The organism is Belliella aquatica (genome assembly GCF_014637795.1).
In the GTDB taxonomy this organism is placed as follows: domain Bacteria; phylum Bacteroidota; class Bacteroidia; order Cytophagales; family Cyclobacteriaceae; genus Belliella; species Belliella aquatica.
Genome location: NZ_BMFD01000011.1, coordinates 107,934 through 128,012 on the forward strand (window position 1 = coordinate 107,934; position 20,079 = coordinate 128,012).

Below are 20,079 nucleotides of genomic sequence, written 5' to 3' on the forward strand. Positions count from 1 at the left end.
ATCGATTCCGTACAATATTCCATTTCCAATTGCCCTCAGCATCATTTTTATACTATTTGCACATAGAAATTTGAGAGAATATGGAAAAATCGAATCAAAGTTTAAAAGGAAAAGTTGCCGTAATCACTGGAGGCGGAGGAGTTCTTTGTGAGGTTTTAGCATACGCCTTAGCAAAGGAGGGAGCTAAAGTTGCTATTCTAGATTTGAATACAGATAGAGCTGTAGAAGTTGCAGAAAAAATAAAAAAACAAGGTGGTGAGGCAATTGGGGTTGAAGCAAATGTTCTGCAAAAAACCAGCTTGATTGAAGCACATCAAATTGTTTTGGATAAACTTGGCGCATGTGATATTTTGGTCAATGGAGCGGGAGGAAACCATCCTATGGGAACTACTGCAAAGCCATTTTTAGAAGAAGGTGATTTGGAAAATGAAGACTTAAAGACGTTTTTTGATTTGGACACAGAAGGAATCAAGTTTGTGTTTGATCTTAATTTTATAGGATCTCTTTTACCAACTCAGATATTTGCGAAAGATATGGTAGGGAAAAATGGATGCTCAATCATCAATATTTCCTCAATGAACGCATTTACTCCACTCACTAAAATCCCCGCGTATAGTGGTGCCAAAGCTGCTATTTCCAACTTTACTCAATGGCTAGCTGTACATTTTTCCAAAATGGGAATTAGAGTCAATGCACTTGCTCCTGGATTTTTCCTTACAGAACAAAATAGAAGCTTACTCACCAATGAAGATGGAAGTCTGACTGCTAGAGGAACTCAAGTCATAGAACACACGCCTCTTGGGAGATTTGGGAAACCAGAAGATTTGGTCTCAAGTTTACTTTGGCTTGTTTCAGACGAATCTTCTTTTGTTACTGGAATTGTGGTTCCGATAGATGGAGGTTTCAGTGCCTACAGTGGAGTTTAAAAAATAAATATTTAGGGTTAATTATTATTCAGCTCCAACCTGTGTTAGATTGGAGCTGTTTTTTATTAAACTCGCCTTTTATCCTCTTGCCAGTTTTTGATCTTCATTTTGATCTCTTTTGCTCTTAGATCTTTGGAAATCGTTTCGTCAATTAAACCCATTAACTCTTCGTCAGAAGCGAATCTCAAAGCGATTATCTGCGAAAGTCTTAGCTTTTCCTCAAGAACCCTCAGTGGTTTGCCAGTCAGTTCAAAGTACCGCTGTCTCATTTCCATTCGGATGATTCTATCTTGATTCTTCAGTGCATATAGTCTTGCCAACAGGGGAAGTATCAATAATATCAAGGCAATCAAAAAGTGAAAGAGGGCTATGCTAATTTCATCTGTTCCAAATGCCGAAAATAACCGAACGATAGACCAAATAAATAAACCCAATGTTAAGGGTGCCATCACAAAATGATGTAATGGGTAATACTGAGCATGATTTTTATAATTTTGCATTTTAATTTTTTAAAGTTTCATTTCCATCACAATATCATCCATTATAAAACCATTTCCTATATCAATTACTTCTCTTTTGGATTCATAAAAACCAATGGCTAAGTATGCCTGAATAGCTTTTAAATTGAATCGATTGACATTCAGATAGATAAATTCGTAAGCATGCTTTTGAGCTATCAGCCCGACTTCGGCAATCAATTGTCTACCAATTCCTTTTCTTTGGACATCAGGAAGTAGGTAGAGCTTATGGATCTTAACCTTTCCGGTGTTAGCACTATTCAGTTCATAGGAGCAAAAACCAACATATTTCCCTTCTTCTTCAGCAAGTAAGAAAACATGATTTTTATCTGTGACTTGCGCTTCCAAAGCTTCCAAATCATACATCCACTCTAGCATATAGTCAATCTGACTCGGAGTCAAGGTATCAGAAAATGTCTTTGGCCAGGTGATATGCGCTATTTTTTGAACCTCAATAAGCTGGTCTTTTGTAGCAGTAATAATCTTGATCATGAATGGAAAAGGCTAAAATTTAAATGATGCTTATTTCTTAGGCTAAAGCTAAATTCAAATTTGATCAATTGAAAATTGACCTAGGACATTTGGTGTAATACAAATCAAATTTTTGAGTGAATTTCAGCTTATTTCTACAAAAATGTAACTTTATTTGGCTTTTTGAACTTTAAAGAAGAGAGATTAAGAATTAATATGCATATCAATAAGAAAATTAAATCACGTTTGTTTGATTCAGAGTTTGAAATTCAGGCTTCCAGAAGCGGAGGGCCAGGAGGTCAAAATGTGAATAAAGTAAATTCAAAAATTCAGTTATTTTTTGATGTTCATAATTCGCAAGTGCTCAGTGAGGAAGAGAAATCTATCCTGCTCAGCAAATGGGAAAATAAGCTTGATAATGAAGGCAAAATCATGTTTCAGAGTCAAGAAAAGCGCTCTCAACTTCAGAATAAGGAACTCGCAATCCGGAAATTTTATGATGCTTTATTGAAAGCATTTGAGAAAAAGAAAATCCGAAAAGCTACAAAACCAAGCAAAGGTGCTATTGAAAGCCGTATCAAAGCCAAAAAAGTTAATGCCCAAAAGAAACAGAATAGAGGAAATGTAGACTGGTAACTTTTTTATAAAGAAAATGCCCAGCTGATATTACTTGCTAGGCATTTTTCTTAATCTAATACAAAACCAATTAACTGATTATCATTTCAAAATCTTATCTCAGTCCATCCCAGTTGATCAAGGTATTCCAAACCATGGGTGCATCGTGGTGATTTAAATATCTGTGAAGTGGATCGAATGTAAATGCTAGTACATTTCCCTTGCCAACAGGGACATTGAAAACAGAACCATGTCCGATTATGTCCTGCTCGTTTCTGACCATTCCTGCCACGACATAGGGTTTTGTTTTCCCATCGCTTTTTTCATCCTTGTCTACCTTAGGTTTATCTGGCATTCCCATGATTGGTCCATCATAGGGAATTTCGTCCTTCAGTGGTTTGAAACCATACTGTATCAACATCAGGTCTCTGTTATATTTATTCGTCTGCAAGAGCGGACCATTTCCTCTAAAGATGGAGAACTCTTCGGGATAGCCATTGACAATCGGAGAGTCTGATCTTCTGATTTTTGCCATCACAATAGAGCCGGGATGAAATAAACTTCCTGAACTCGCAGGACTCAATTCTGGAGCTAATCCAAGTTCAGCCATAATGGATGCACTATTTTCTAAAGCGATCAAAAGACCTCCTTCTTGGACGAATTTTCTCAAATTTTCAATTCCACCAAATCCTGGTCCTCCAGTCATATCATTTGTAGCCGATGGGAAACCGTGGCTAGGGAATTCTGCAGTTTTGGTGTAAGGCATAGGACCGAATTTGCTATCCACACCGTTGACAAAAGATTTGGCATTTCCTCTCACCCTTGGCACCAAAATCACGTCAAATTTTGATTTCAAATTGCCAGATTTGAGATCATCTTTGTCAATCGAAGTATATGGAATTCCTCGCTGCTCAAAAGTATATCTTGACCATCCCTCGTCCTGAGTATTGTACCAAGTATGGTATATGGCTACGCGAGGAAGATTTACTGACTTTTGGTCAAATACCGAGAAATTAGCTGAACTGCATTCAAAATCAAGCCCAAACTTCTCAGATATTTTCTTGATTTGATTGGAATTACTTTTTGTGATGATAATAGAACCTGCAGGATAGGATTTACCATTGATTTCTTCTGATTTTTTCAAAACTGCTATTTCCGCATTTTTATTATCTTGTTTCAATGCATATAAAGCAGGAAGAACAGTATTTTGAGCATGATAGGGTAAAATGTAAGTATTTCCGCTACCCTCTATTTTCCCTATATATTTTGTTTCTTCAGATAGAAGATTATATGCAGACAACTCTAATGTTGACACATCATCTAAAGAACTTACTTCAACACCATAAAGGTTGGGGAGTGTCCATGCAATCGCATCATAAGGAGGGAATTTCGCATCTTTCGGGTAGGATTGAGGTGTCATCAAAGAAACTAAGAGATTTCGATAAGGCTGCTCTGAAAGGATTAAATAGTCCTTTTCAGATTCATGAACCTCTATACCTTGGATCATCAGCTGATTTGCGAGATACGCAGCCATAGCTGGGTCGCGTTGTTCTTTAAGAATTGTAAATGCTCTTGGCCCTTCTGTTTTTCCTTTTTCGACACTATTGAAACCTTTCTTGTAGAAATTTCTCAAAAGTTGCTTGCCGTTTGATGCAGCATAGGAAAGTGAAGCAATAACACCTGTTTGGGTGTAGTTGATATTATTTCTAAAAGACCAAAGAACTTGCGGAGTTGCAGGATCGGGTCTGTACCATTCTTTGGAAGTAGCCAAATCCCCCGCAAAGCTAGAAGTGGAAAGGTCTCTTAAATAAGTATCTGCACCTGCGTTGCCATAAGTTTCATAGAATCTGCCATTGGAATTGTGATTATTTGCTACCCAAATCCCATAACCAGGCCACCATCCATCATAGAATGCCCAAGTAAATGCTCCCGGCATGCCTTGTGCGGCGACTTCTGCAACATCATGATTTCCCATTACTTGCCATTCACTTTGTGTAATTGGGTCTACAAAATCATTGTAAGGTCCTGTACCTGTAGAAATATAGAGCAATGGAACTGATTCATGCAAATCCAACATAACCGTTGGGTGAAATTCAAAAAACCCCTTAAAAATAGATTTGGTGATGGCTTGAGATACTTGTAGGCCATCTCTATTATTGTCATGGAAAACATATTTACCCCAATAAGGGACTGATCTTGGGAAGCCATCATCATACAATTCCCTTCCCTTGGTAAATCTATAGTACCAATCCACTTGTTTATCCCAGCCATCCGGTTCGGAGATCGGGTTGATTACTGTAATGATATTTTCTCTAATATCTTTGATTTGTTCAGCTTCTGATGTCACCAGCCTGTAAGCTAATTCCATCAACATTTCAGGAGCACCCATCTCAGTTGCATGCATTCCCGCACTGAGGTAGTAGATTGGTTTGGCATCTGCGATAATTTTCTCAGCTTGTTCCGGACTTGTTTTTCGAGCATCTGCCAATAAGGCTGTTTGCGCTTTATATCGATCCAAATTAGCTATCGCATTTTCTTCTCCAATCACGATCAGATAGAATATTCTTCCTTCTTCAGTCTTGCCCATTTCCTGCATGTGAACCATGGAAGAGGTTTCAGCAAGTTTTTTGTAATAAGCGTAGATCTCCTCCGTGCCATGAACCTGTCCCTCAGCTCCAATGATATGTCCAAAATGCTTCAAGGGTGAAGGAATGCTAGGGTGGTCGGCTACATCCAGAAGTGATTGAGGTAAAAATCTCTTATCAGTGGTGAAATCTTTGATTTTTTGATTGTATGTCTGATCAAGCTGCTGTGCTTTTGTGACCAAAGAACCAAAAAAGAGTAGCAGCAAAATGATACCGTAATGCTTTTTCATAGTGATTAAGTTTTATTGGCTTAATCTACAAAAAAATTATAAAATTCAGATCCAGAATTCCTTTGGTGGTAAAAATTTTGATCTATCGCACTCCGAGAATCCTGAAGGGTAATAAAAAAATGTTTTTTACTAAATCAAAGGAAAGGTTTATCGCAAATCCCAATAATCTAAAGGGAAGCAACAATAGCCAAACGATGGGATAAAGAAACAAAGCCAAAATCGCAATCGGCCAACAAATGATAAATAAAATCAACCAAAGTAAGAAAGTGAGCATAGCGCAAAATTTACAGTTTAAACGATTGAGTACAAGTTAAAGACCAAATGTTTAAAGACCCTAAAATCAATATCTTATAAATTTTATGTTGATCTTACTGTTCTAATTCGAACAGCAAATCGTATTTTTTCGGACAGTAAATACAAAAATGACAAACATCATATTTTTAGCTGATTTCAGCTTTTAAATTTACCATCTAATCTATTGATCTTTAGGTTCAAGTAAAAAAACTGATGTATAAAGTATTCAAAATAGAAGAAAGCAATTTTCTGATTGAAATTGGGAACATTTCCAAGTTTGCGGGAAGGTTTTTTCGAGAGGTGATCAAGCCAAAACAAGAATACAGGGAATTTCTCAATCAATGTTATTGGATAGGATTCAAAACCTTGACTCTGGTTGGCATTACAGCGTTTATTATGGGCTTAGTATTGACTATACAGTCGAGGCCAACCTTAGTGGAATTTGGTGCAGAATCTATGCTTCCTGCGATGGTGTCAGTATCCTTAATCAGAGAAATTGCGCCGGTAATTACAGCCTTGATTTGTGCAGGAAAAATTGGTTCTGGAATAGGAGCAGAGCTAGGTTCCATGCGCGTAACGGAGCAAATTGATGCTATGGAAGTCTCTGGTACTAATCCATTCAAATACTTGGTCGTGACCAGAGTAATGGCTGCTACATTGATGGTTCCAGTTTTGAGCAGTTTGGCTAATGCTATTTCCTTGTATGGCGGCTATTTAGGGGTCAATATCCGAGGAAGCGTCAGTTGGGACTTGTATTGGTTTCAAGTGTTTGATGCCATGAGTTTCGGAGATATTATACCTTCTATGATCAAAACCTTCTTCTTTGGCTTTGCCATTGGTATAATTGGATGCTACATGGGTTATTTCTCCAAAAAAGGAACTGAGGGTGTCGGCCGATCTGCCACCACAGCAGTAATAGTCGCTTCTCTTTTGGTATTTATCATTGATTTGATCGCTGTTCAAGTGACTGATTTATTAGGCTTAACATAGAGAATTATGGGAAATAACTCAATCGTCGAAGTTAAGAATCTCTATAAATCCTTTGGGAGTAATCACGTGCTAAAGGATTTCTCTATGTCAGTAAAAGCTGGAGAAAATATGGTGGTTTTAGGGAAATCAGGTTCGGGAAAATCAGTATTAATCAAGTGCATCATCAATTTGATAGAAGCAGATCGAGGGGACATCAAAATCTTGGATCAATCCATACAAGACATGGATGAAGACGAGGTGGACAAGTTAAGGGCACAAATAGGATTTCTATTTCAAAGTAATGCCCTCTATGACTCCATGACAGTAAGAGAAAATCTTGAATTTCCCTTGAGAAGGCATTGGAGTAGGGAACAGCGGAAAATGGGAGCGGAGCATGCTGTTATTGAAGCTTTGACTGATGTGGGATTAGCACATACGATCGATATGATGCCCTCAGAACTCTCAGGCGGAATGAAAAAGAGAGTCGCTTTGGCGAGGTCATTGATTTTGAAACCTAGGGTAATTCTCTACGATGAACCCACGACTGGTCTAGATCCGATTACATCAAGAGAAATATCGGAGTTGATGGTCACAGTACAAAAGAAATATAATGCATCCTCGATAATCATTTCCCACGATATGAATTGTATCCGAATCACCTCAAATCGGGTCATCATGCTGATCGATGGGAAAAATTACTCAGAGGATACATTTGAAAATTTACAAAAATCTACGGATCCTAAAATCCGTGAATTCTTCGACTAGCCATGAAAGAAAAAAAAGAATTAAACAGCGGAAAACTAGGTTTAATGGTTATAGCAGGCATATTATTCCTTGTCTTCTCACTTTACATGATCGGGAGAAACCAAAATATTTTTGGTACATCAATAGCAGTGATAGCTGTCATGGAAAATGTAAATGGACTTGTTCCCGGAAATAATGTGCGATATAAAGGAATGGATATTGGCACAATCAAGTCAATTGACATGGAGAGCGATTCTTCTATTTTTGTTCATTTCCTAGTCAAAAGAAAAATGCAATCTTTCATCAAGCAAAATTCATTGACTTCTATAACAACCGATGGATTGATGGGTAATAAAATCTTACAGATTATCCCTCAAGATGGTAATGCAAAGGAAATTGTAGAAGGAGATACTTTGTATCCTCAAGATATGTTGAGTACTGATGAAATGCTGAAAAAACTTGGCTCTACTGGTGATTATTTTGAGCGAATATCTGTCAACCTTTATGAAATCACCAATAAGTTGAATCAAAGTCAAGCACTCTGGGGCTTGCTGTCCGATGAAGAAATGTCAACTGAACTCAAGGAAACTATAAGAGAACTGAATCAGGCAAGCAGAAATGCAACAGCGATGACCAAAGCTGGGAAAGAAATGATACAGGAATTTCAAAATGGAAACGGTTTGATCAATAAAGCATTTACAGATTCGCTTATGAGTCAACAACTTGCGCAATCAATGGAAAATGTGATGGAAACAAGTGAAAAAGCTGTTTCAATCATAAATGACATGAAAATATGGCTTGAATCAGTCCAAAATACAGATGGAACAGTTCAACTTATTCTGAAAGACAGCACTTTTAAAGCGGAGATTCAACAAACAATCACCAATCTAGAAGCAGGAACAGATAATTTCAATCAAAATATGGAAGCTTTGAAACAGAATTTCTTATTTAGAAGGTACTTCAGAAGACTTGAGAAAAATGATTAATTCTCCGCTCTCAAGTCTTGATTCTTGTATCTCATATCTTGAATTTCTAACCTAATCTTCCTTTTTCCACATCCTCAATCCACCTTCAAATGCCATTTGGTTGTTTCCCAACCTACAGTTTGGAAGTGTCTTTGTCAAATGCTTTGAATTTCCACCACCCAATACAATTTCGTCAGGAATGAAAGCTATGGAAAACCTCCTTACAACAGCAATTACATGTTTGGTCCATTTTGCTGCTCCCATATGTTGAAAGCCTCTTTTGCCAAGATAATCTTCAAAAACACCTTTTTTGTAAGTTAAATGTGCCAACTCCATTGGAACCACATGACCATGGCTTACAAGTGCGGAGCCTAGTCCCGTTCCCAATCCTAAAAATAACATGACTCCTGTATCATACGAACCCAATGCCTGCATGGCAGCGTCATTCATGATTTTTACAGGCTTTCCAAAAGCTGACTCAAAGTCAAATCCAACCCAGCCTTGCCCCAGATTTTTTGGCTCAGCAGTAATTTTTCCAACCTTAATAACGCCTGGGTAACCTATGGAAATCACTTCATAATCCCAATCACTTGTAGCTTTCACAACATCTTCCACCATCTTTTGGGGCGTCATAAAAGTTCCAGAAGGGATTTTCCTTCTTTCTTCACCATTGTTAACCCTAACCTTTATATTAGATCCACCAATATCAATTACCAATATTTTCAAAATAGCTTTTGTTTTAATTCGAAATCTAAATTAAAGGATATTCGCTGCGCAGCAAAGGTTATTTTTACTTGTGACAAGAATAGTGTGAAAAAGAAAAAGACCAACTTTTGCGGAGATGGCCTTTTTACTCGAATATCAATCATCATATTATCTGCTTCTTACTTCCATTTTGGTAGTTCCTGTATGTTTCTGTCCATACATATCAATTGCTTCAACTTCAATTGTGTGCATTCCCGTAGGAAGGTTTGCCGGGATATTGGCTCTCCAAAGATGCTTACTTTTTTGTGGAAGTGATGGTCTTTTTCCATCTAACAACTCTTCAGTAGTATCCCATTGGAATAAATCAACCAAATATTTTGGATCATAGTCATCAACGAAATTCATATTCGACCAATTTCCGTCATTAATTCGATATCTCACTTGATTTCCTTCTGTTCCCAAAAAGAAATTAGCAAAAATTGCTGATGTCGTTCTTTTTCCTTGTTCAATCAATTTAGGCGCAAAAACATCAATCTGATATTCAGCTGATTTACCCGCAACTTGATATCTTGCCTTGTATTGGTTTCCATCGACATCTAGGAATACGTATCCCTTAGGCGTGCCATCTCTCATAGTGCTTACTGGCAAGCCTCTTTCGTCCAAAAGACCTTTATACCAATCTCCTGATGGAGTTCCAATATTGTAATGATGATGTGGCTTTTCTTGTTTCCAACCCTCTTCTTTTCCAAAGAAATCCTGTCTTTGGTAGTGCGTATGGGCTGAAAATGACATCGTATTTGGAAATTCAGCCAGCAATTCAAAAAGTTTATCTCTGTCTTCGTCTCTAAAGGAATCTCCTTCTTCAAAAAGAGGAATATGCATGGATAAGATAATCAATTTATCTTTTGGAACATACTTCAGGTCATTTTCAATAAATGCCAATTGATCAGGTCTAAAACCACCCCAGTAGCCAACACCGTCTCTTGGATCAGGATAGAGAATGTTTTCCAACATGATCACATGAACATCAGCATAATTGAAGGCATAGGTGGAAGGCCCAAAATGCGCTTCAAATGTCTCGTCTCCAAGTCTGTCCTCGGTCACATCAAAGTTATGATCGTGATTTCCCATGATGTTGTACCAAGGAATTCCGATTTTGGAAACTACTTCTGAATAGGCAGGAAATAAACTCAAGTCATCTCCAACCAAATCACCCATTGCAATACCAAATTCGACACCTTGAACTCCCTCAAGTTCTTCAACAATCGCTCTCTGGAAATATCCAACTTCTTCCATGTTGTATGGCTGAGGATCTCCAAAAATTAAGCTGGTGAATTTCTTCTTTTCATCGGCCTTTTTTAAACCAAAGTCAACAGATTTTGGAAGCGGACCAGTTGGATCAGAACCTTTGTATTTGAGATCAGGAGAACCAGATGGTTTGTGGATGTAAAAATGTTGCGGGAAGTTATATTCATTTAAAGGAACGGAATAGCCTGATGGTTTGATGACAAAAATCAAATCACCGTCTTTCACTTCTAGACTGTATTCCCCTTTTTCATTCGTGGTGACCACATCTTCTCCATTAGAAACAGCTACTCCAGAAATTCCTTTTTCATTTCTGTCTTTTTTACCGTTTCCATTTCCATCTTCATAGATGACACCCTTAGCTATTTCCTGTGCGTAAAGCGAAGAGAATAAGCTAATTAAAATTACACTACAGATTAGTTTTTTCATTTTAAAATTAAGGTTTTTTGTTTTTCTTTCTATTAATAGCTTTGACAGGATATAAAGTCATTTTTTCTAAACTGTCTAATTCCGACGTTGAAAACATGGTTTCAATGAAGTTCAATTTTATTTCTAATTAAGAATACTACTTCCTATTGTACAACTTCCCCGAGCTTTTGATCTTTACATAAGCAGCACGATACAATACTTCCCAGTATTCATTAAAAATCTCTTCAAATTCCTTTGAAGTATTGACCAATTGCATAAACATATTCATTATTTGGTTCCTTAAAGGTAAATCCGATGTTCCGTATGGTTGCTGTTCAGAAGTTATGATATCATTAACTTTATTTTTTAGAATTAACACTACAGAAAAATGCGCGAGCTATTCTTGATCAATAATTTGGAATTATATTTCAAGCCTGCACGTTTCAATGTTGATCATCTCAAATAAAACTAACACCTCACATTTGCTTAGATCTATGAAATGGAATCTTCAAAATTCTTACGCTGAACTACCCGCTAAACTTTTTACGCTTCAAGCTCCAACGCCTGTAAAATCACCAAAGCTTGAACTTTTTAATGAGTCCCTAGCTGATTTTCTTGGCATATCTGATGGAGAGCAAGATCATACAGACTTAGCAGAGATTTTCTCAGGAAATAAAATATTAGCAGATTCCAAACCACTTGCGCAGGCTTATGCAGGACACCAATTCGGGAATTTTACAATTCTTGGTGATGGAAGGGCCATTCTTTTGGGAGAACAAATCACCCCTAATCAGGAGCAATTTGACGTCCAACTCAAAGGTGCTGGAAGAACACCCTATTCCAGAGGTGGAGATGGAAGAGCAACCTTAAAATCCATGCTTAGGGAATATCTAATCTCTGAAGCCATGCATCATTTGGGCATTGCAAGTACACGCGCTTTGGCAGTGGTGACAACAGGAGAAAATGTGCAAAGGGAATGGGAAAATGAAGGTGCTATACTGACTAGAATCGCAAAGAGTCATATTCGAGTAGGTACCTATGAATTTGCTTTTCAGCAACTTTCTCTCTCAGAGCAAAAAGAATTGACAGCATATACAATCAAAAGACACTATCCTGAAATTAAAGATGCTGAGAATCCCGCGCTCGATTTACTCAAAGCTGTGATGGAAAAACAAGCTGCTTTGATCACAAATTGGATGCGAGTAGGATTTATACACGGTGTGATGAATACAGATAACATGAGTATTGCTGGGGAGACGATTGATTATGGCCCTTGCGCTTTTATGAATGTCTATCATCCAAAAACAGTTTTTAGCTCAATCGATAGCACGGGTAGATATTCCTATTCAAACCAACCTTTGATCGCGCATTGGAATTTGTCTCGATTAGCAATTGCTTTACTTCCTCAAATTCATGAAAATCAAGAAGAAGCAGTGAAGTTGGCACAAAATACTTTAAATGAATTCCCAGGAATCTACCAATCTAAATGGGAGACAATGATGTGTCAAAAGCTAGGTTTGGAAGGAGTAGAGACTTCGGATAAAGCGCTTATCGACGATTTATTGCAGTTGATGGAAAAGCATGCCGCTGATTTCACGAATACATTTTTAGCAATTCAGTCTGGAGATTTTCCAGAGGAAAGTCTTTATCAAAGTGATGCTTTCCAAGATTGGTATCTTCATTGGATTAGAAGAGCCACGCAGAGTGGAAAAAGTATGGAGGAAGTTCAGGAAATAATGGGAAAGCATAACCCGCAGTACATCCCTAGAAATCATAAAGTAGAGGAGGCCTTGTTTCAAGCCACTGAAAATCATGACTTCAGCATTTTCAATGAAATGCACGAGCTTCTAAAGACACCTTATCAGCTTAAGGATGGATTTACCGCTTATCAAGTTCCTCCCAAAGAAGGAGATGATGGGTATCAAACATTCTGTGGAACTTAAAAAAAGTACTATTTTTACAACCTAACCCAGAATTTCACTATCATATTATGCTAATCAAAGAAATTACCGTCGATGAAGCCCTTCCAATTAGACATCAAGCCATGTGGCCCGACAAAGACCTTGATTTCGTTAGGGTGTCAGGAGATGACGAGGCTTTTCATTTAGGATTGTTCGTTGATAGAGAATTGGTTTCGGTTGTTTCAGTTTTCAAAAAGGAGGGTGGAGCGCAGTTTCGAAAGTTTGCCACACTCCCCAAGCATCAAGGAAAAGGCTTAGGCAGTAAATTGCTTGTTTACATGATTGGCTACGTTCAAAAAAAGAAAATTTCCAAAATTTGGTGCAATGCCCGTGTGGCCAAAGTTGATTTTTATTCAGGATTTGGGTTAACTACAACCAAACAAACCTTTCAAAAGTCTGGAATGGACTATGTAGTGATGGAAAAAGAATTGATATAGAGTTTGCATCAAACAAAAAAAGAGCGCTAAAGGCTCTTTTTTGTTTGAATATACTTTGATTCACTTAATTACTGGCCTAATTTCTTAATAATAAAAGATCGCTTGATTCAGGCATTCATATATTTCTCAGCAGCTTTGGAAATAGCTGTTTTGGCTGAATGAATACATCTTCTTGCCAAAGAAATATCCAAGTCAAAAGTTTTCATTTGCTCTTCTTGGGCGAGCCAACTTTCAGGATCATGCTCTTGAAGGGATTCTAAGATCACACTCAAGCTTACGATCACATTTGCAGTACAATTGACAATCTCTGCAATTTGATCTGCTGACAGCAAATCCTTATAAGTATCATAAATCTGAACCGGACTATACACGTATCCAAACTCAAAAGGATCACCACTCCAAAGAATCTTACCCGTAAAAGCATCCATGTAAATGGCTTTGCCACCACCTTGATTGATTGCACTTGTCAACAGCTTTGCTTTTCTCAAAGAAAAAGCTTCCGAAATCTTCTCACAAATGGCACTATCGTTTTGAGAATGCTCCATCAAATCATAAGTACTTATTGATTTTTCTAAACAGTAAATAGTCAGTCCATTCGATCACCTTGTCTGCAAGCTTACTTACAAATGTGTGATGAACCTGTTTCTCTTTGTGATAATCTTCTGCAACAATGGTAAAAGTCTTTTTTTTAAATAGCGTTTCATTCATATCTAAAGTAAATTAATGCTTTTTGCTATTCAACAAACTCAACAATGTGTCCACTTATAGTGACAGTCCATCTGAAATAGAATGGGAAAATATCACTAAGATGAGATTCTGTAGTCAAATTAACTATAGCCTTTGACCCTCCAACAATATCTGCTTTTTGCAACATTTTTGATTTGGCTTTCTCTATCAAAGCTTTATTTGATAATCCACCAATTCCAAAAATATAGGTTGCCGTTGAAGTTCCGCTCACTCTTTCTACGACTTGAAAGTTTTTCTTGCTAAGTTCTACATTGGTCATATTGCCATTAATATTTCCAACATGTGTAGTATGTAAACCACAGCTATTCAATAAAAAGATTGTAACTAAACCAAATCCAAGTTGTCTAATTTTTTTCATAATAAAATAAAGAGTTATAGTTAAAATATAATAATATTAAATGTAACCTTGATTTAGTTAAGGTTTTGATCAAATTAAAATCTGTTCGGTCTGAATTAAAAACTGTAGGTGTTTTTACAAAATTCGCATTTCTTCTAAAGTTCTTTCACTTGAAAAATAGACCAGCTTAGCAGATTTTCAAAATTGATAGAAATGGAAAGAATTCAATACGCTTATCCGCTTTCTTAACCATAGCCATTTTAATATTTTATCAATATTCGCTTATGAAACTTACCATAGATCACTGCCAACTGATGACTATTAATCGTATAATTAAATTTAATAAGTTCATAAAATGATCACATTCAGATTATCATATATTCTATTTCAAAATATCCTCAAACTATCAATTCCTTAACCTTTTTCTCGATTCCTACTTTGGCTTTTTTGATATTTGAAAGAGCCAGCTTGAGGTTGACCTTATGGTTTTCTACATTGCTTGGATTTGAAAACCAGGTCTCAGGGTCAGTTTTCCCTTTGGATTGATTGATAGATCGAAGGGTAACAGCTACATTTTCCGGACAGTTGACCACTAAAGCAATTTGTTCGTCAGAGAGCAAATGCTTGTAAGTAGAATGCACCCATTCCGAACCATAAATATGTTCGTAGTCATATCGATCTCCACCATTCAAGACTTCGCCTGTGTAGCAGTCTAAGTACAGTGCATTGCCATTCCCTCTTTGCACAGCTTCACTATGCATAGCAGCTTTGACTAAGCTAAAGACTTTATCAATTTCAAATCGCATATAGGGTCGGAGGGGGTCTAAATTCATAAGTTATTAATTATTCTGAATAATCTTCATCTTGTTCATCAACATCAGATCCTGAAGTTCCATCCATTAACTTTTCCAATATAGATGAAGAAAGCATATTGTAATTATCTTCACCAATTAATTCTCTTACATCATTTTGTAGCTCTTTAAGCTGATCTACGCATTCTCTAAAAATTTCAATTTCGTCTTTGAATTCATTTAAAATTTCGCCAACTTCTGAAAACTCTTTGACAATAGCTTCAGGATTTTCAATGATCTTTTCAGGTTCAAAATCTATTTTATTTTCGATATTTTCTAATTTATCTTTAACTTCAGTAATGTCTCCTTTTTCAATATCTCCACCTAATTCTTCGTTATTGGTATCTAAAAATTTATCTTTAAGAGACTCTACAATATTTTTACCGAGTTCTCTATCAAAGGTTTTTGGACCCAAACCCTCTTGGCTTATTTTTTTCCCTACTTCTTTTAATGCAACTTCGCCAATCTCTTTAGCTACTTTTACAAATCCTTCAATTGCCATATTCTACCGATTTAATAACGTGGTGATAAATTTTTAAACTAGATTCAGTAGGGTAGTAGCTTTTCAAACTATTAACAAGATTTTTCTTAAACTCTCTTTTAAACCTACTTCTTTCAATGTTTTCAGGTGTATTATAAATTGTAAATTTTAAAATATTTTTAATGTTACAAATATCAAAAACAAATGATCTTGAAATAATATCATTATCTATGTTTTCAATTATCCGTTTATAATTTTTAAAATATGGTTCTTGCTCAAATGGTTTAAATATTTCTTCAAAAGATTTTTCATTTTTAAAATCACTATCAAAAAGATATCTAGCCAATATCATCTGAAAGTCTTTCTCTGGTCTACCTAGAGAAAATTTATAGTTGTTTTCTTTATTTTCAAACAAGTGAAATTTACACAAAATAGACTCTTGCCAATCATTCTGATAAATTGCTGCAACTCCAGTATCCAAGGAAGCTAGCTCTTCAATCTGTTCGTCAGTAAGATTCATAGCCTTACCTACTAATTCTCTATCATCAAAATCCGGAAGTCGTAAACAAATTTTTGTATTGGTATTTCTGATAGCAGACATGTCCATTAATCCGGGTGCTTGATCAGCAAGAATAAAACCCTCACCATAGGTTCTCATTTCAGCTATAGCATTAGAAATCATTTCAACAGACTTACCTTGTAAATTGCTTGAATTTGAAGAATGTTCAGTGGATGTCCTTTTTAATAAATTGTGAGCCTCTTCCAAAACTGTCACATGCTTTAGATCACTATTATTCCCTGTTCTGGTTGAGATTCTATATTCATTTAGCTTCATGAAAAGAATTCCCATTAACAATGCTTTAGTCTCTGAAGAGGCGACTCTAGATAGATCAACGATCACATTTTGATCAAACAACGATTCATCAGACAAGCCGTTTTCATCAAATACTAGACTTAAGAGTCCATTAGTTAAGCTTTTTACTCTTGTTACCAATGCACCTTCATAGTTGTTTTTGATTTCTTGAGAATAACTTGAATTTTTAATAACATCTGGGAGTACTTTTAGCAAATCATGGAAAGTTGGAAAATCACGCTCCTTCATTGTGTTTACAGAATTAATTAAATCCCAGCCCTTACATATATAAGCTTGTTCTATTCCTTCTTTCAAGACAGCTGGCATTGCAGCCTCCATTGGCCAACATGCATTTAGAATTTCTATAAATCGATCTATGTGTTCATAAACATGGATTTCTTCTGGAAATGCGAAAGGATTAATTTTCAATAAATGATTTAATCTTGGATTTGTACCAAAAACTGAGACGTTTTTCCTATTTCCAAAAATATCTTTGTACTCTCCTTTGGCTGGTTCTATAACCAAGAATTTGATCTCCTTTTTATAAAGATTTTCAAGTAAGTTATAGGTAACATTCGATTTACCAGAACCAGTACTTCCTGTTACGAAGATGTGGCTAGTAAATTTATTGGAATCCAAATAAACCGGGGTTTTATATTTCTTATCATAGTTAAAAAGATTCCCAATCTCGATTTTTCGTTTCGATTCAAAATTTTTAAGATTACTACCAAAAGGTGATACTTCAACAACATCTAAACCTGGTACGGATTTATTAGGTAAAGAAATCTGAATAGTCAATTCATTTGTGTTCACTGCATTTGCTAAAAAACCTTCATCATTAGATCTTGTGATGATTTTAGGAAGTTCGTAATGGCTCAAATATGCTTTTAAATTTAATAATGATTCTCGATCTAAATCATTAAATGTCTTAATGGAATTTGGCTCAACATTAGAATTTTCACCTTTAATTACACCGGCATAAATGTTGGCAGCCATTACACTATTTTGATGCTTTTCTGAAAGGAAATACGCTCCAACATTCCAGAATCCTTGACCTTTTCCTGATTCAAGTCTTTCTATTTGCTTGTCAAGTTTTTCTAAAAAATTTGAAACTTTCTTATCAGTATAGGTAAACTGAACACCTTCATTTATTCCTTCCGTTGAGGAAACAGAAGAAGTCGATCCACTGTTTTCACTCTTTGTCTTCGTTGTAGTTTCAGATTCTGAAGATGTTTCACTTTTTGTTAAACCTATTGTTTTGCTTCCTTCAGCAGATTTTTTTAGAAATTGTTTACCTGTTTTAGAATTTAATTTATCTGCAATCCTATCTGCATAATAGCCAAGTTCACTTCCTGTTCCGCCTATGGCAATCGCAAATTTTTTCAAGAACCATGGACTTGAGTTGGTGGTTTTTGACTCGTTCGTACCTTCTGTTTTTGAATTTGATTTTGAATTTCCCTCTGCTATGCTTTCCGATAAAGAAACTGTGATTCCTTCTGTACTTCCTTTAGACGTGCTTATACCTCTATTTTCTACACGTTCTTTAAGATGAGATACCTCACTATATATTTTTTCATAAATGTCTAAAGCAAAAACAACTTCTTCATGAATCACTGGATCGGCAATAAAAAGAGCTGTAAATGGTTTACCATACATACCAAAAATCAAGTTTTCTATTCCTTGTATAAATTCCTCCTCATCTTCTTTTTTAATAGAGGGTATACCTAGAACTGCTGTGACTTCATTGGCATTTTGGATTGCCCTAATATTTAATGATTCTGAATCACTATTACTTAGTTCAATATCATTATAAAATGTAGAACCAGGAAAATTCCCTTCAAGAGAACCTTTTAAAACTTTTGAAGCATCAGAAACATTTTTTTCTGATTTAATTCCAAGCAAAACCTCACAAGAATCACCATCTGAAACAACTTTAAATATCAACTTCACTTGTAATGAATGTAAAGCAGAATAAACTGATCGAAGCTTTAAATGAACTTTTGAGTTTTTTTCGTAGACAAATTTTTCTAAACGAATAAATCTTATTTGTCTTGCAAAATCTAACTCTGTTAGTTCATTTTTTTTTATTGTATAGCTTTCATCAATAAGATGCCGCTTAAATAAGCTATCAGATAAAAAATCGATTTTATATTTATTATTAGTGATTAAATGGGTCATCAACTTAAAATTTTATAAAGTAAAAATAATGCAAGTATAGCTCCTGCTGCTATTGCTACTCCTTTATAAGGAAATTCATTGGAACTAGGATACAATTCATCGATTCGAATACTTTTTTTATTCTTATAAACCTGATTATAAACATCAAAAAGCAGATTTAACCTTTCTTTCGAGCAATTTTCGGTAAAATTAGAACTCACTTGAGCAAAATATTCTTCACTATACATTTCTTGATTCTCGTTTTCATGAGGTTTATGAGTTTCAAATTTAAATGTTGAATTGTCTAGAGCATATTGGATAGCTTCCATAAGCATAAACCTATCTCCATTAAAATAAAAAAATAGTGAAAGGATTTCATATTTTATTTCAAAATGATCATCTGTTCTTACAGCTTCTAAAAACTGGTTTTTATTCATAAAGTTTCTCATGCAACTATGTTTTTATATTTTTTCTGGAGTAAAACTCTTAAATTATTTAATCTTTCTTCTTTAAGCCTAAAATCACTTTCAGACTCTTTTAAGGAGTTTATATATTGTGTATTGATTTCATTTATCGTCTCTTCTGCATGATTAAAAATTATATTTAAAAATTCCTGTAAGATTATTTTACTTTTTTCAATTAAAGTATTTTCTGAACTCTTTAAGGCTGATGTAAGACGTTTTCTTTCTGGATCAATTATATGTTTTAAAAAAACATCAGAACTCACGTAGTCTTCTGTTTTATATTCGTTCAACCGTCCATTCCAAGAAAAAGGATTATACCATACAGTATTATCCTTAACTAAAATCTTTTCTGAAACAATATGTTTATCAATTAACTCTTTAGTATTTAAAGAGGAAACTTTTAAATCTAGTTCAAAATGTAACAGTTCTATAAACTGATTTTGATCATTGAATTCTTTGAATTTACTTTTTGTTAACGTTTTTAATCTGTAAACAAATTCATATAATGCTTTGTTACTATTTGATTCAAATGTTGTTTTAATGCTAGCAATAAGTGAATTTAATTCTTTTGAAATATTTTTCTCAGTATCTTTCACAACAGAATATTTTATTTGGTAAGATTCATTTTTAAAAGTTGATTGAATTTTAAATATTTTTTTCAGCAAATCATTTTTAATCTCTTCAGCAAATGCGAGTTCAATAGAGGTATCATTTAAAATGTTAAACAATTCATCAAGTTTGTTTTCTATCTCTGCTTGCTTTGAATTTTTTAACTCTTCATATTCCTTTTTTTTTGATGCTATTTTTTCCGGTTCAATTTCAATTGAAATTCTTGAGTTTATATTTAAAATAAAATTCGTGAAAATTTCATGAAGTGTGTGCAATAAATCACTGTATCCGTCCGACCAACCCCATCTGGTATGGGAAGGATTTTTATTTAGGCCTGTATTCTTTCCAGTTTGAAGGCAGAAGTTGATAAAGGTCTTTTTGTTTATG

General features: G+C 35.3%; 21 protein-coding genes. 7 read left to right on the forward strand and 14 right to left on the reverse strand.

The features are described 5' to 3' along the window. Positions 1-80 precede the first annotated feature (80 nt). Complete coding sequence (locus IEV57_RS14385; RefSeq protein WP_188443743.1) at positions 81-926, forward strand: SDR family oxidoreductase; 846 nt, start codon at positions 81-83, stop codon at positions 924-926. A 65-nt stretch (positions 927-991) separates the two neighbouring features. Here IEV57_RS14385 and IEV57_RS14390 read toward each other — a convergent pair whose 3' ends face one another. Both IEV57_RS14390 and IEV57_RS14395 read right to left on the reverse strand, forming a co-directional pair. Beyond that, a complete protein-coding gene (locus tag IEV57_RS14390; protein WP_188443744.1) occupies positions 992-1,426 on the reverse strand; it encodes a DUF6526 family protein in 435 nt (144 codons plus the stop codon). Positions 1,427-1,435: 9 nt separating this feature from the next. Then, entirely contained in the window at positions 1,436-1,936 is a 501-nt protein-coding gene (locus IEV57_RS14395; RefSeq protein ID WP_188443745.1) for a GNAT family N-acetyltransferase, read from the reverse strand. A gap of 195 nt (positions 1,937-2,131) precedes the next feature. Here IEV57_RS14395 and arfB point away from each other — a divergent pair, with 195 nt between their 5' ends. Next, a complete protein-coding gene (gene arfB / locus IEV57_RS14400; protein ID WP_188443746.1) occupies positions 2,132-2,551 on the forward strand; it encodes an alternative ribosome rescue aminoacyl-tRNA hydrolase ArfB in 420 nt (139 codons plus the stop codon). 94 nt (positions 2,552-2,645) lie between these two features. Here arfB and IEV57_RS14405 read toward each other — a convergent pair whose 3' ends face one another. After that, positions 2,646-5,405 carry a M14 family zinc carboxypeptidase gene (locus tag IEV57_RS14405; RefSeq protein WP_188443747.1) on the reverse strand — a complete coding sequence of 920 codons (2,760 nt, stop codon included), beginning with the start codon at positions 5,403-5,405 and terminating at the stop codon, positions 2,646-2,648. Positions 5,406-5,912: 507 nt separating this feature from the next. Between IEV57_RS14405 and IEV57_RS14410 the strand changes: the two genes are divergently transcribed. Genes IEV57_RS14410 through IEV57_RS14420 form a run of 3 tightly spaced genes read left to right on the forward strand, consistent with a single transcriptional unit; the run spans position 5,913 to position 8,398 of the window. Next, positions 5,913-6,689, forward strand: coding sequence for an MlaE family ABC transporter permease (locus tag IEV57_RS14410; RefSeq protein WP_188443748.1), 777 nt, complete (start codon positions 5,913-5,915; stop codon positions 6,687-6,689). A gap of 6 nt (positions 6,690-6,695) precedes the next feature. Beyond that, complete coding sequence (locus tag IEV57_RS14415) at positions 6,696-7,433, forward strand: ABC transporter ATP-binding protein (RefSeq protein WP_188443749.1); 738 nt, start codon at positions 6,696-6,698, stop codon at positions 7,431-7,433. Positions 7,434-7,435: 2 nt separating this feature from the next. Continuing rightward, positions 7,436-8,398 (forward strand): MlaD family protein, encoded by a 963-nt coding sequence (locus IEV57_RS14420; RefSeq protein WP_188443750.1) that lies wholly within the window; start codon positions 7,436-7,438, stop codon positions 8,396-8,398. Between the two features lie 51 nt (positions 8,399-8,449). On the opposite strand, the gene IEV57_RS14425 is transcribed toward IEV57_RS14420, so the two are convergent. The 3 genes from IEV57_RS14425 to IEV57_RS19470 all read right to left on the reverse strand — a co-directional run bounded on the left by IEV57_RS14425 (position 8,450) and on the right by IEV57_RS19470 (position 11,078). Further along, complete coding sequence (locus IEV57_RS14425) at positions 8,450-9,103, reverse strand: ROK family protein (RefSeq protein WP_188443751.1); 654 nt, start codon at positions 9,101-9,103, stop codon at positions 8,450-8,452. 147 nt (positions 9,104-9,250) lie between these two features. After that, positions 9,251-10,816, reverse strand: coding sequence for a calcineurin-like phosphoesterase C-terminal domain-containing protein (locus tag IEV57_RS14430; RefSeq protein ID WP_188443752.1), 1,566 nt, complete (start codon positions 10,814-10,816; stop codon positions 9,251-9,253). A 136-nt stretch (positions 10,817-10,952) separates the two neighbouring features. Next, positions 10,953-11,078, reverse strand: coding sequence for a hypothetical protein (locus tag IEV57_RS19470; protein WP_262891048.1), 126 nt, complete (start codon positions 11,076-11,078; stop codon positions 10,953-10,955). A 211-nt stretch (positions 11,079-11,289) separates the two neighbouring features. Between IEV57_RS19470 and IEV57_RS14435 the strand changes: the two genes are divergently transcribed. Together IEV57_RS14435 and IEV57_RS14440 are read left to right on the forward strand one after the other, a co-directional pair. Next, complete coding sequence (locus tag IEV57_RS14435; RefSeq protein ID WP_188443753.1) at positions 11,290-12,738, forward strand: protein adenylyltransferase SelO; 1,449 nt, start codon at positions 11,290-11,292, stop codon at positions 12,736-12,738. Positions 12,739-12,785: 47 nt separating this feature from the next. Beyond that, positions 12,786-13,193: a GNAT family N-acetyltransferase gene (locus tag IEV57_RS14440; RefSeq protein ID WP_188443754.1), complete on the forward strand. Its 408-nt coding sequence runs from the start codon at positions 12,786-12,788 to the stop codon at positions 13,191-13,193. Between the two features lie 107 nt (positions 13,194-13,300). Here the strand turns inward: IEV57_RS14440 and IEV57_RS14445 are convergent, their stop codons facing one another. The 8 genes from IEV57_RS14445 to IEV57_RS14480 form a co-directional block, all read right to left on the reverse strand. Then, positions 13,301-13,738 (reverse strand): hypothetical protein, encoded by a 438-nt coding sequence (locus IEV57_RS14445; RefSeq protein ID WP_188443755.1) that lies wholly within the window; start codon positions 13,736-13,738, stop codon positions 13,301-13,303. 4 nt (positions 13,739-13,742) lie between these two features. After that, positions 13,743-13,901 (reverse strand): hypothetical protein, encoded by a 159-nt coding sequence (locus IEV57_RS14450; RefSeq protein ID WP_188443756.1) that lies wholly within the window; start codon positions 13,899-13,901, stop codon positions 13,743-13,745. A 25-nt stretch (positions 13,902-13,926) separates the two neighbouring features. Further along, positions 13,927-14,298: a DUF6567 family protein gene (locus IEV57_RS14455; protein ID WP_188443757.1), complete on the reverse strand. Its 372-nt coding sequence runs from the start codon at positions 14,296-14,298 to the stop codon at positions 13,927-13,929. 377 nt (positions 14,299-14,675) lie between these two features. Further along, positions 14,676-15,110, reverse strand: a complete 435-nt coding sequence (locus IEV57_RS14460; RefSeq protein WP_188443758.1) for a hypothetical protein — start codon at positions 15,108-15,110, stop codon at positions 14,676-14,678. Positions 15,111-15,120: 10 nt separating this feature from the next. Further along, the gene (locus IEV57_RS14465; protein ID WP_188443759.1) at positions 15,121-15,630 is read right to left on the reverse strand and encodes a hypothetical protein; all 510 of its coding nucleotides are present in this window, start codon (positions 15,628-15,630) and stop codon (positions 15,121-15,123) included. After that, positions 15,620-18,640 (reverse strand): ATP-binding protein, encoded by a 3,021-nt coding sequence (locus IEV57_RS14470; protein WP_188443760.1) that lies wholly within the window; start codon positions 18,638-18,640, stop codon positions 15,620-15,622. Before IEV57_RS14470 ends, IEV57_RS14465 begins: the two co-directional genes overlap by 11 nt. Beyond that, positions 18,640-19,068, reverse strand: a complete 429-nt coding sequence (locus tag IEV57_RS14475) for a hypothetical protein (RefSeq protein ID WP_188443761.1) — start codon at positions 19,066-19,068, stop codon at positions 18,640-18,642. Before IEV57_RS14475 ends, IEV57_RS14470 begins: the two co-directional genes overlap by 1 nt. After that, on the reverse strand, positions 19,065-20,079 hold a 1,015-nt coding region (locus tag IEV57_RS14480; RefSeq protein WP_188443762.1), incomplete at its 5' end, for a hypothetical protein. The genes IEV57_RS14480 and IEV57_RS14475, both read right to left, overlap by 4 nt.

Excerpts from the sequence above, each read along its gene's own strand:
- IEV57_RS14415 (WP_188443749.1), top strand. The coding sequence starts at position 6,696 with ATGGGAAATAACTCAATCGTCGAAGTTAAGAATCTCTATAAATCCTTT.
- IEV57_RS14440 (WP_188443754.1), top strand. The coding sequence starts at position 12,786 with ATGCTAATCAAAGAAATTACCGTCGATGAAGCCCTTCCAATTAGACAT.
- IEV57_RS14450 (WP_188443756.1), bottom strand. The coding sequence starts at position 13,901 with ATGAATGAAACGCTATTTAAAAAAAAGACTTTTACCATTGTTGCAGAA.
- IEV57_RS14470 (WP_188443760.1), bottom strand. The coding sequence starts at position 18,640 with ATGACCCATTTAATCACTAATAATAAATATAAAATCGATTTTTTATCT.
- IEV57_RS19470 (WP_262891048.1), bottom strand. The coding sequence starts at position 11,078 with ATGTTTATGCAATTGGTCAATACTTCAAAGGAATTTGAAGAGATTTTT.
- arfB (WP_188443746.1), top strand. The coding sequence starts at position 2,132 with ATGCATATCAATAAGAAAATTAAATCACGTTTGTTTGATTCAGAGTTT.
- IEV57_RS14405 (WP_188443747.1), bottom strand. The coding sequence starts at position 5,405 with ATGAAAAAGCATTACGGTATCATTTTGCTGCTACTCTTTTTTGGTTCT.
- IEV57_RS14410 (WP_188443748.1), top strand. The coding sequence starts at position 5,913 with ATGTATAAAGTATTCAAAATAGAAGAAAGCAATTTTCTGATTGAAATT.
- IEV57_RS14390 (WP_188443744.1), bottom strand. The coding sequence starts at position 1,426 with ATGCAAAATTATAAAAATCATGCTCAGTATTACCCATTACATCATTTT.
- IEV57_RS14420 (WP_188443750.1), top strand. The coding sequence starts at position 7,436 with ATGAAAGAAAAAAAAGAATTAAACAGCGGAAAACTAGGTTTAATGGTT.
- IEV57_RS14475 (WP_188443761.1), bottom strand. The coding sequence starts at position 19,068 with ATGAGAAACTTTATGAATAAAAACCAGTTTTTAGAAGCTGTAAGAACA.
- IEV57_RS14455 (WP_188443757.1), bottom strand. The coding sequence starts at position 14,298 with ATGAAAAAAATTAGACAACTTGGATTTGGTTTAGTTACAATCTTTTTA.
- IEV57_RS14395 (WP_188443745.1), bottom strand. The coding sequence starts at position 1,936 with ATGATCAAGATTATTACTGCTACAAAAGACCAGCTTATTGAGGTTCAA.
- IEV57_RS14430 (WP_188443752.1), bottom strand. The coding sequence starts at position 10,816 with ATGAAAAAACTAATCTGTAGTGTAATTTTAATTAGCTTATTCTCTTCG.
- IEV57_RS14465 (WP_188443759.1), bottom strand. The coding sequence starts at position 15,630 with ATGGCAATTGAAGGATTTGTAAAAGTAGCTAAAGAGATTGGCGAAGTT.
- IEV57_RS14385 (WP_188443743.1), top strand. The coding sequence starts at position 81 with ATGGAAAAATCGAATCAAAGTTTAAAAGGAAAAGTTGCCGTAATCACT.
- IEV57_RS14460 (WP_188443758.1), bottom strand. The coding sequence starts at position 15,110 with ATGAATTTAGACCCCCTCCGACCCTATATGCGATTTGAAATTGATAAA.
- IEV57_RS14435 (WP_188443753.1), top strand. The coding sequence starts at position 11,290 with ATGAAATGGAATCTTCAAAATTCTTACGCTGAACTACCCGCTAAACTT.
- IEV57_RS14445 (WP_188443755.1), bottom strand. The coding sequence starts at position 13,738 with ATGGAGCATTCTCAAAACGATAGTGCCATTTGTGAGAAGATTTCGGAA.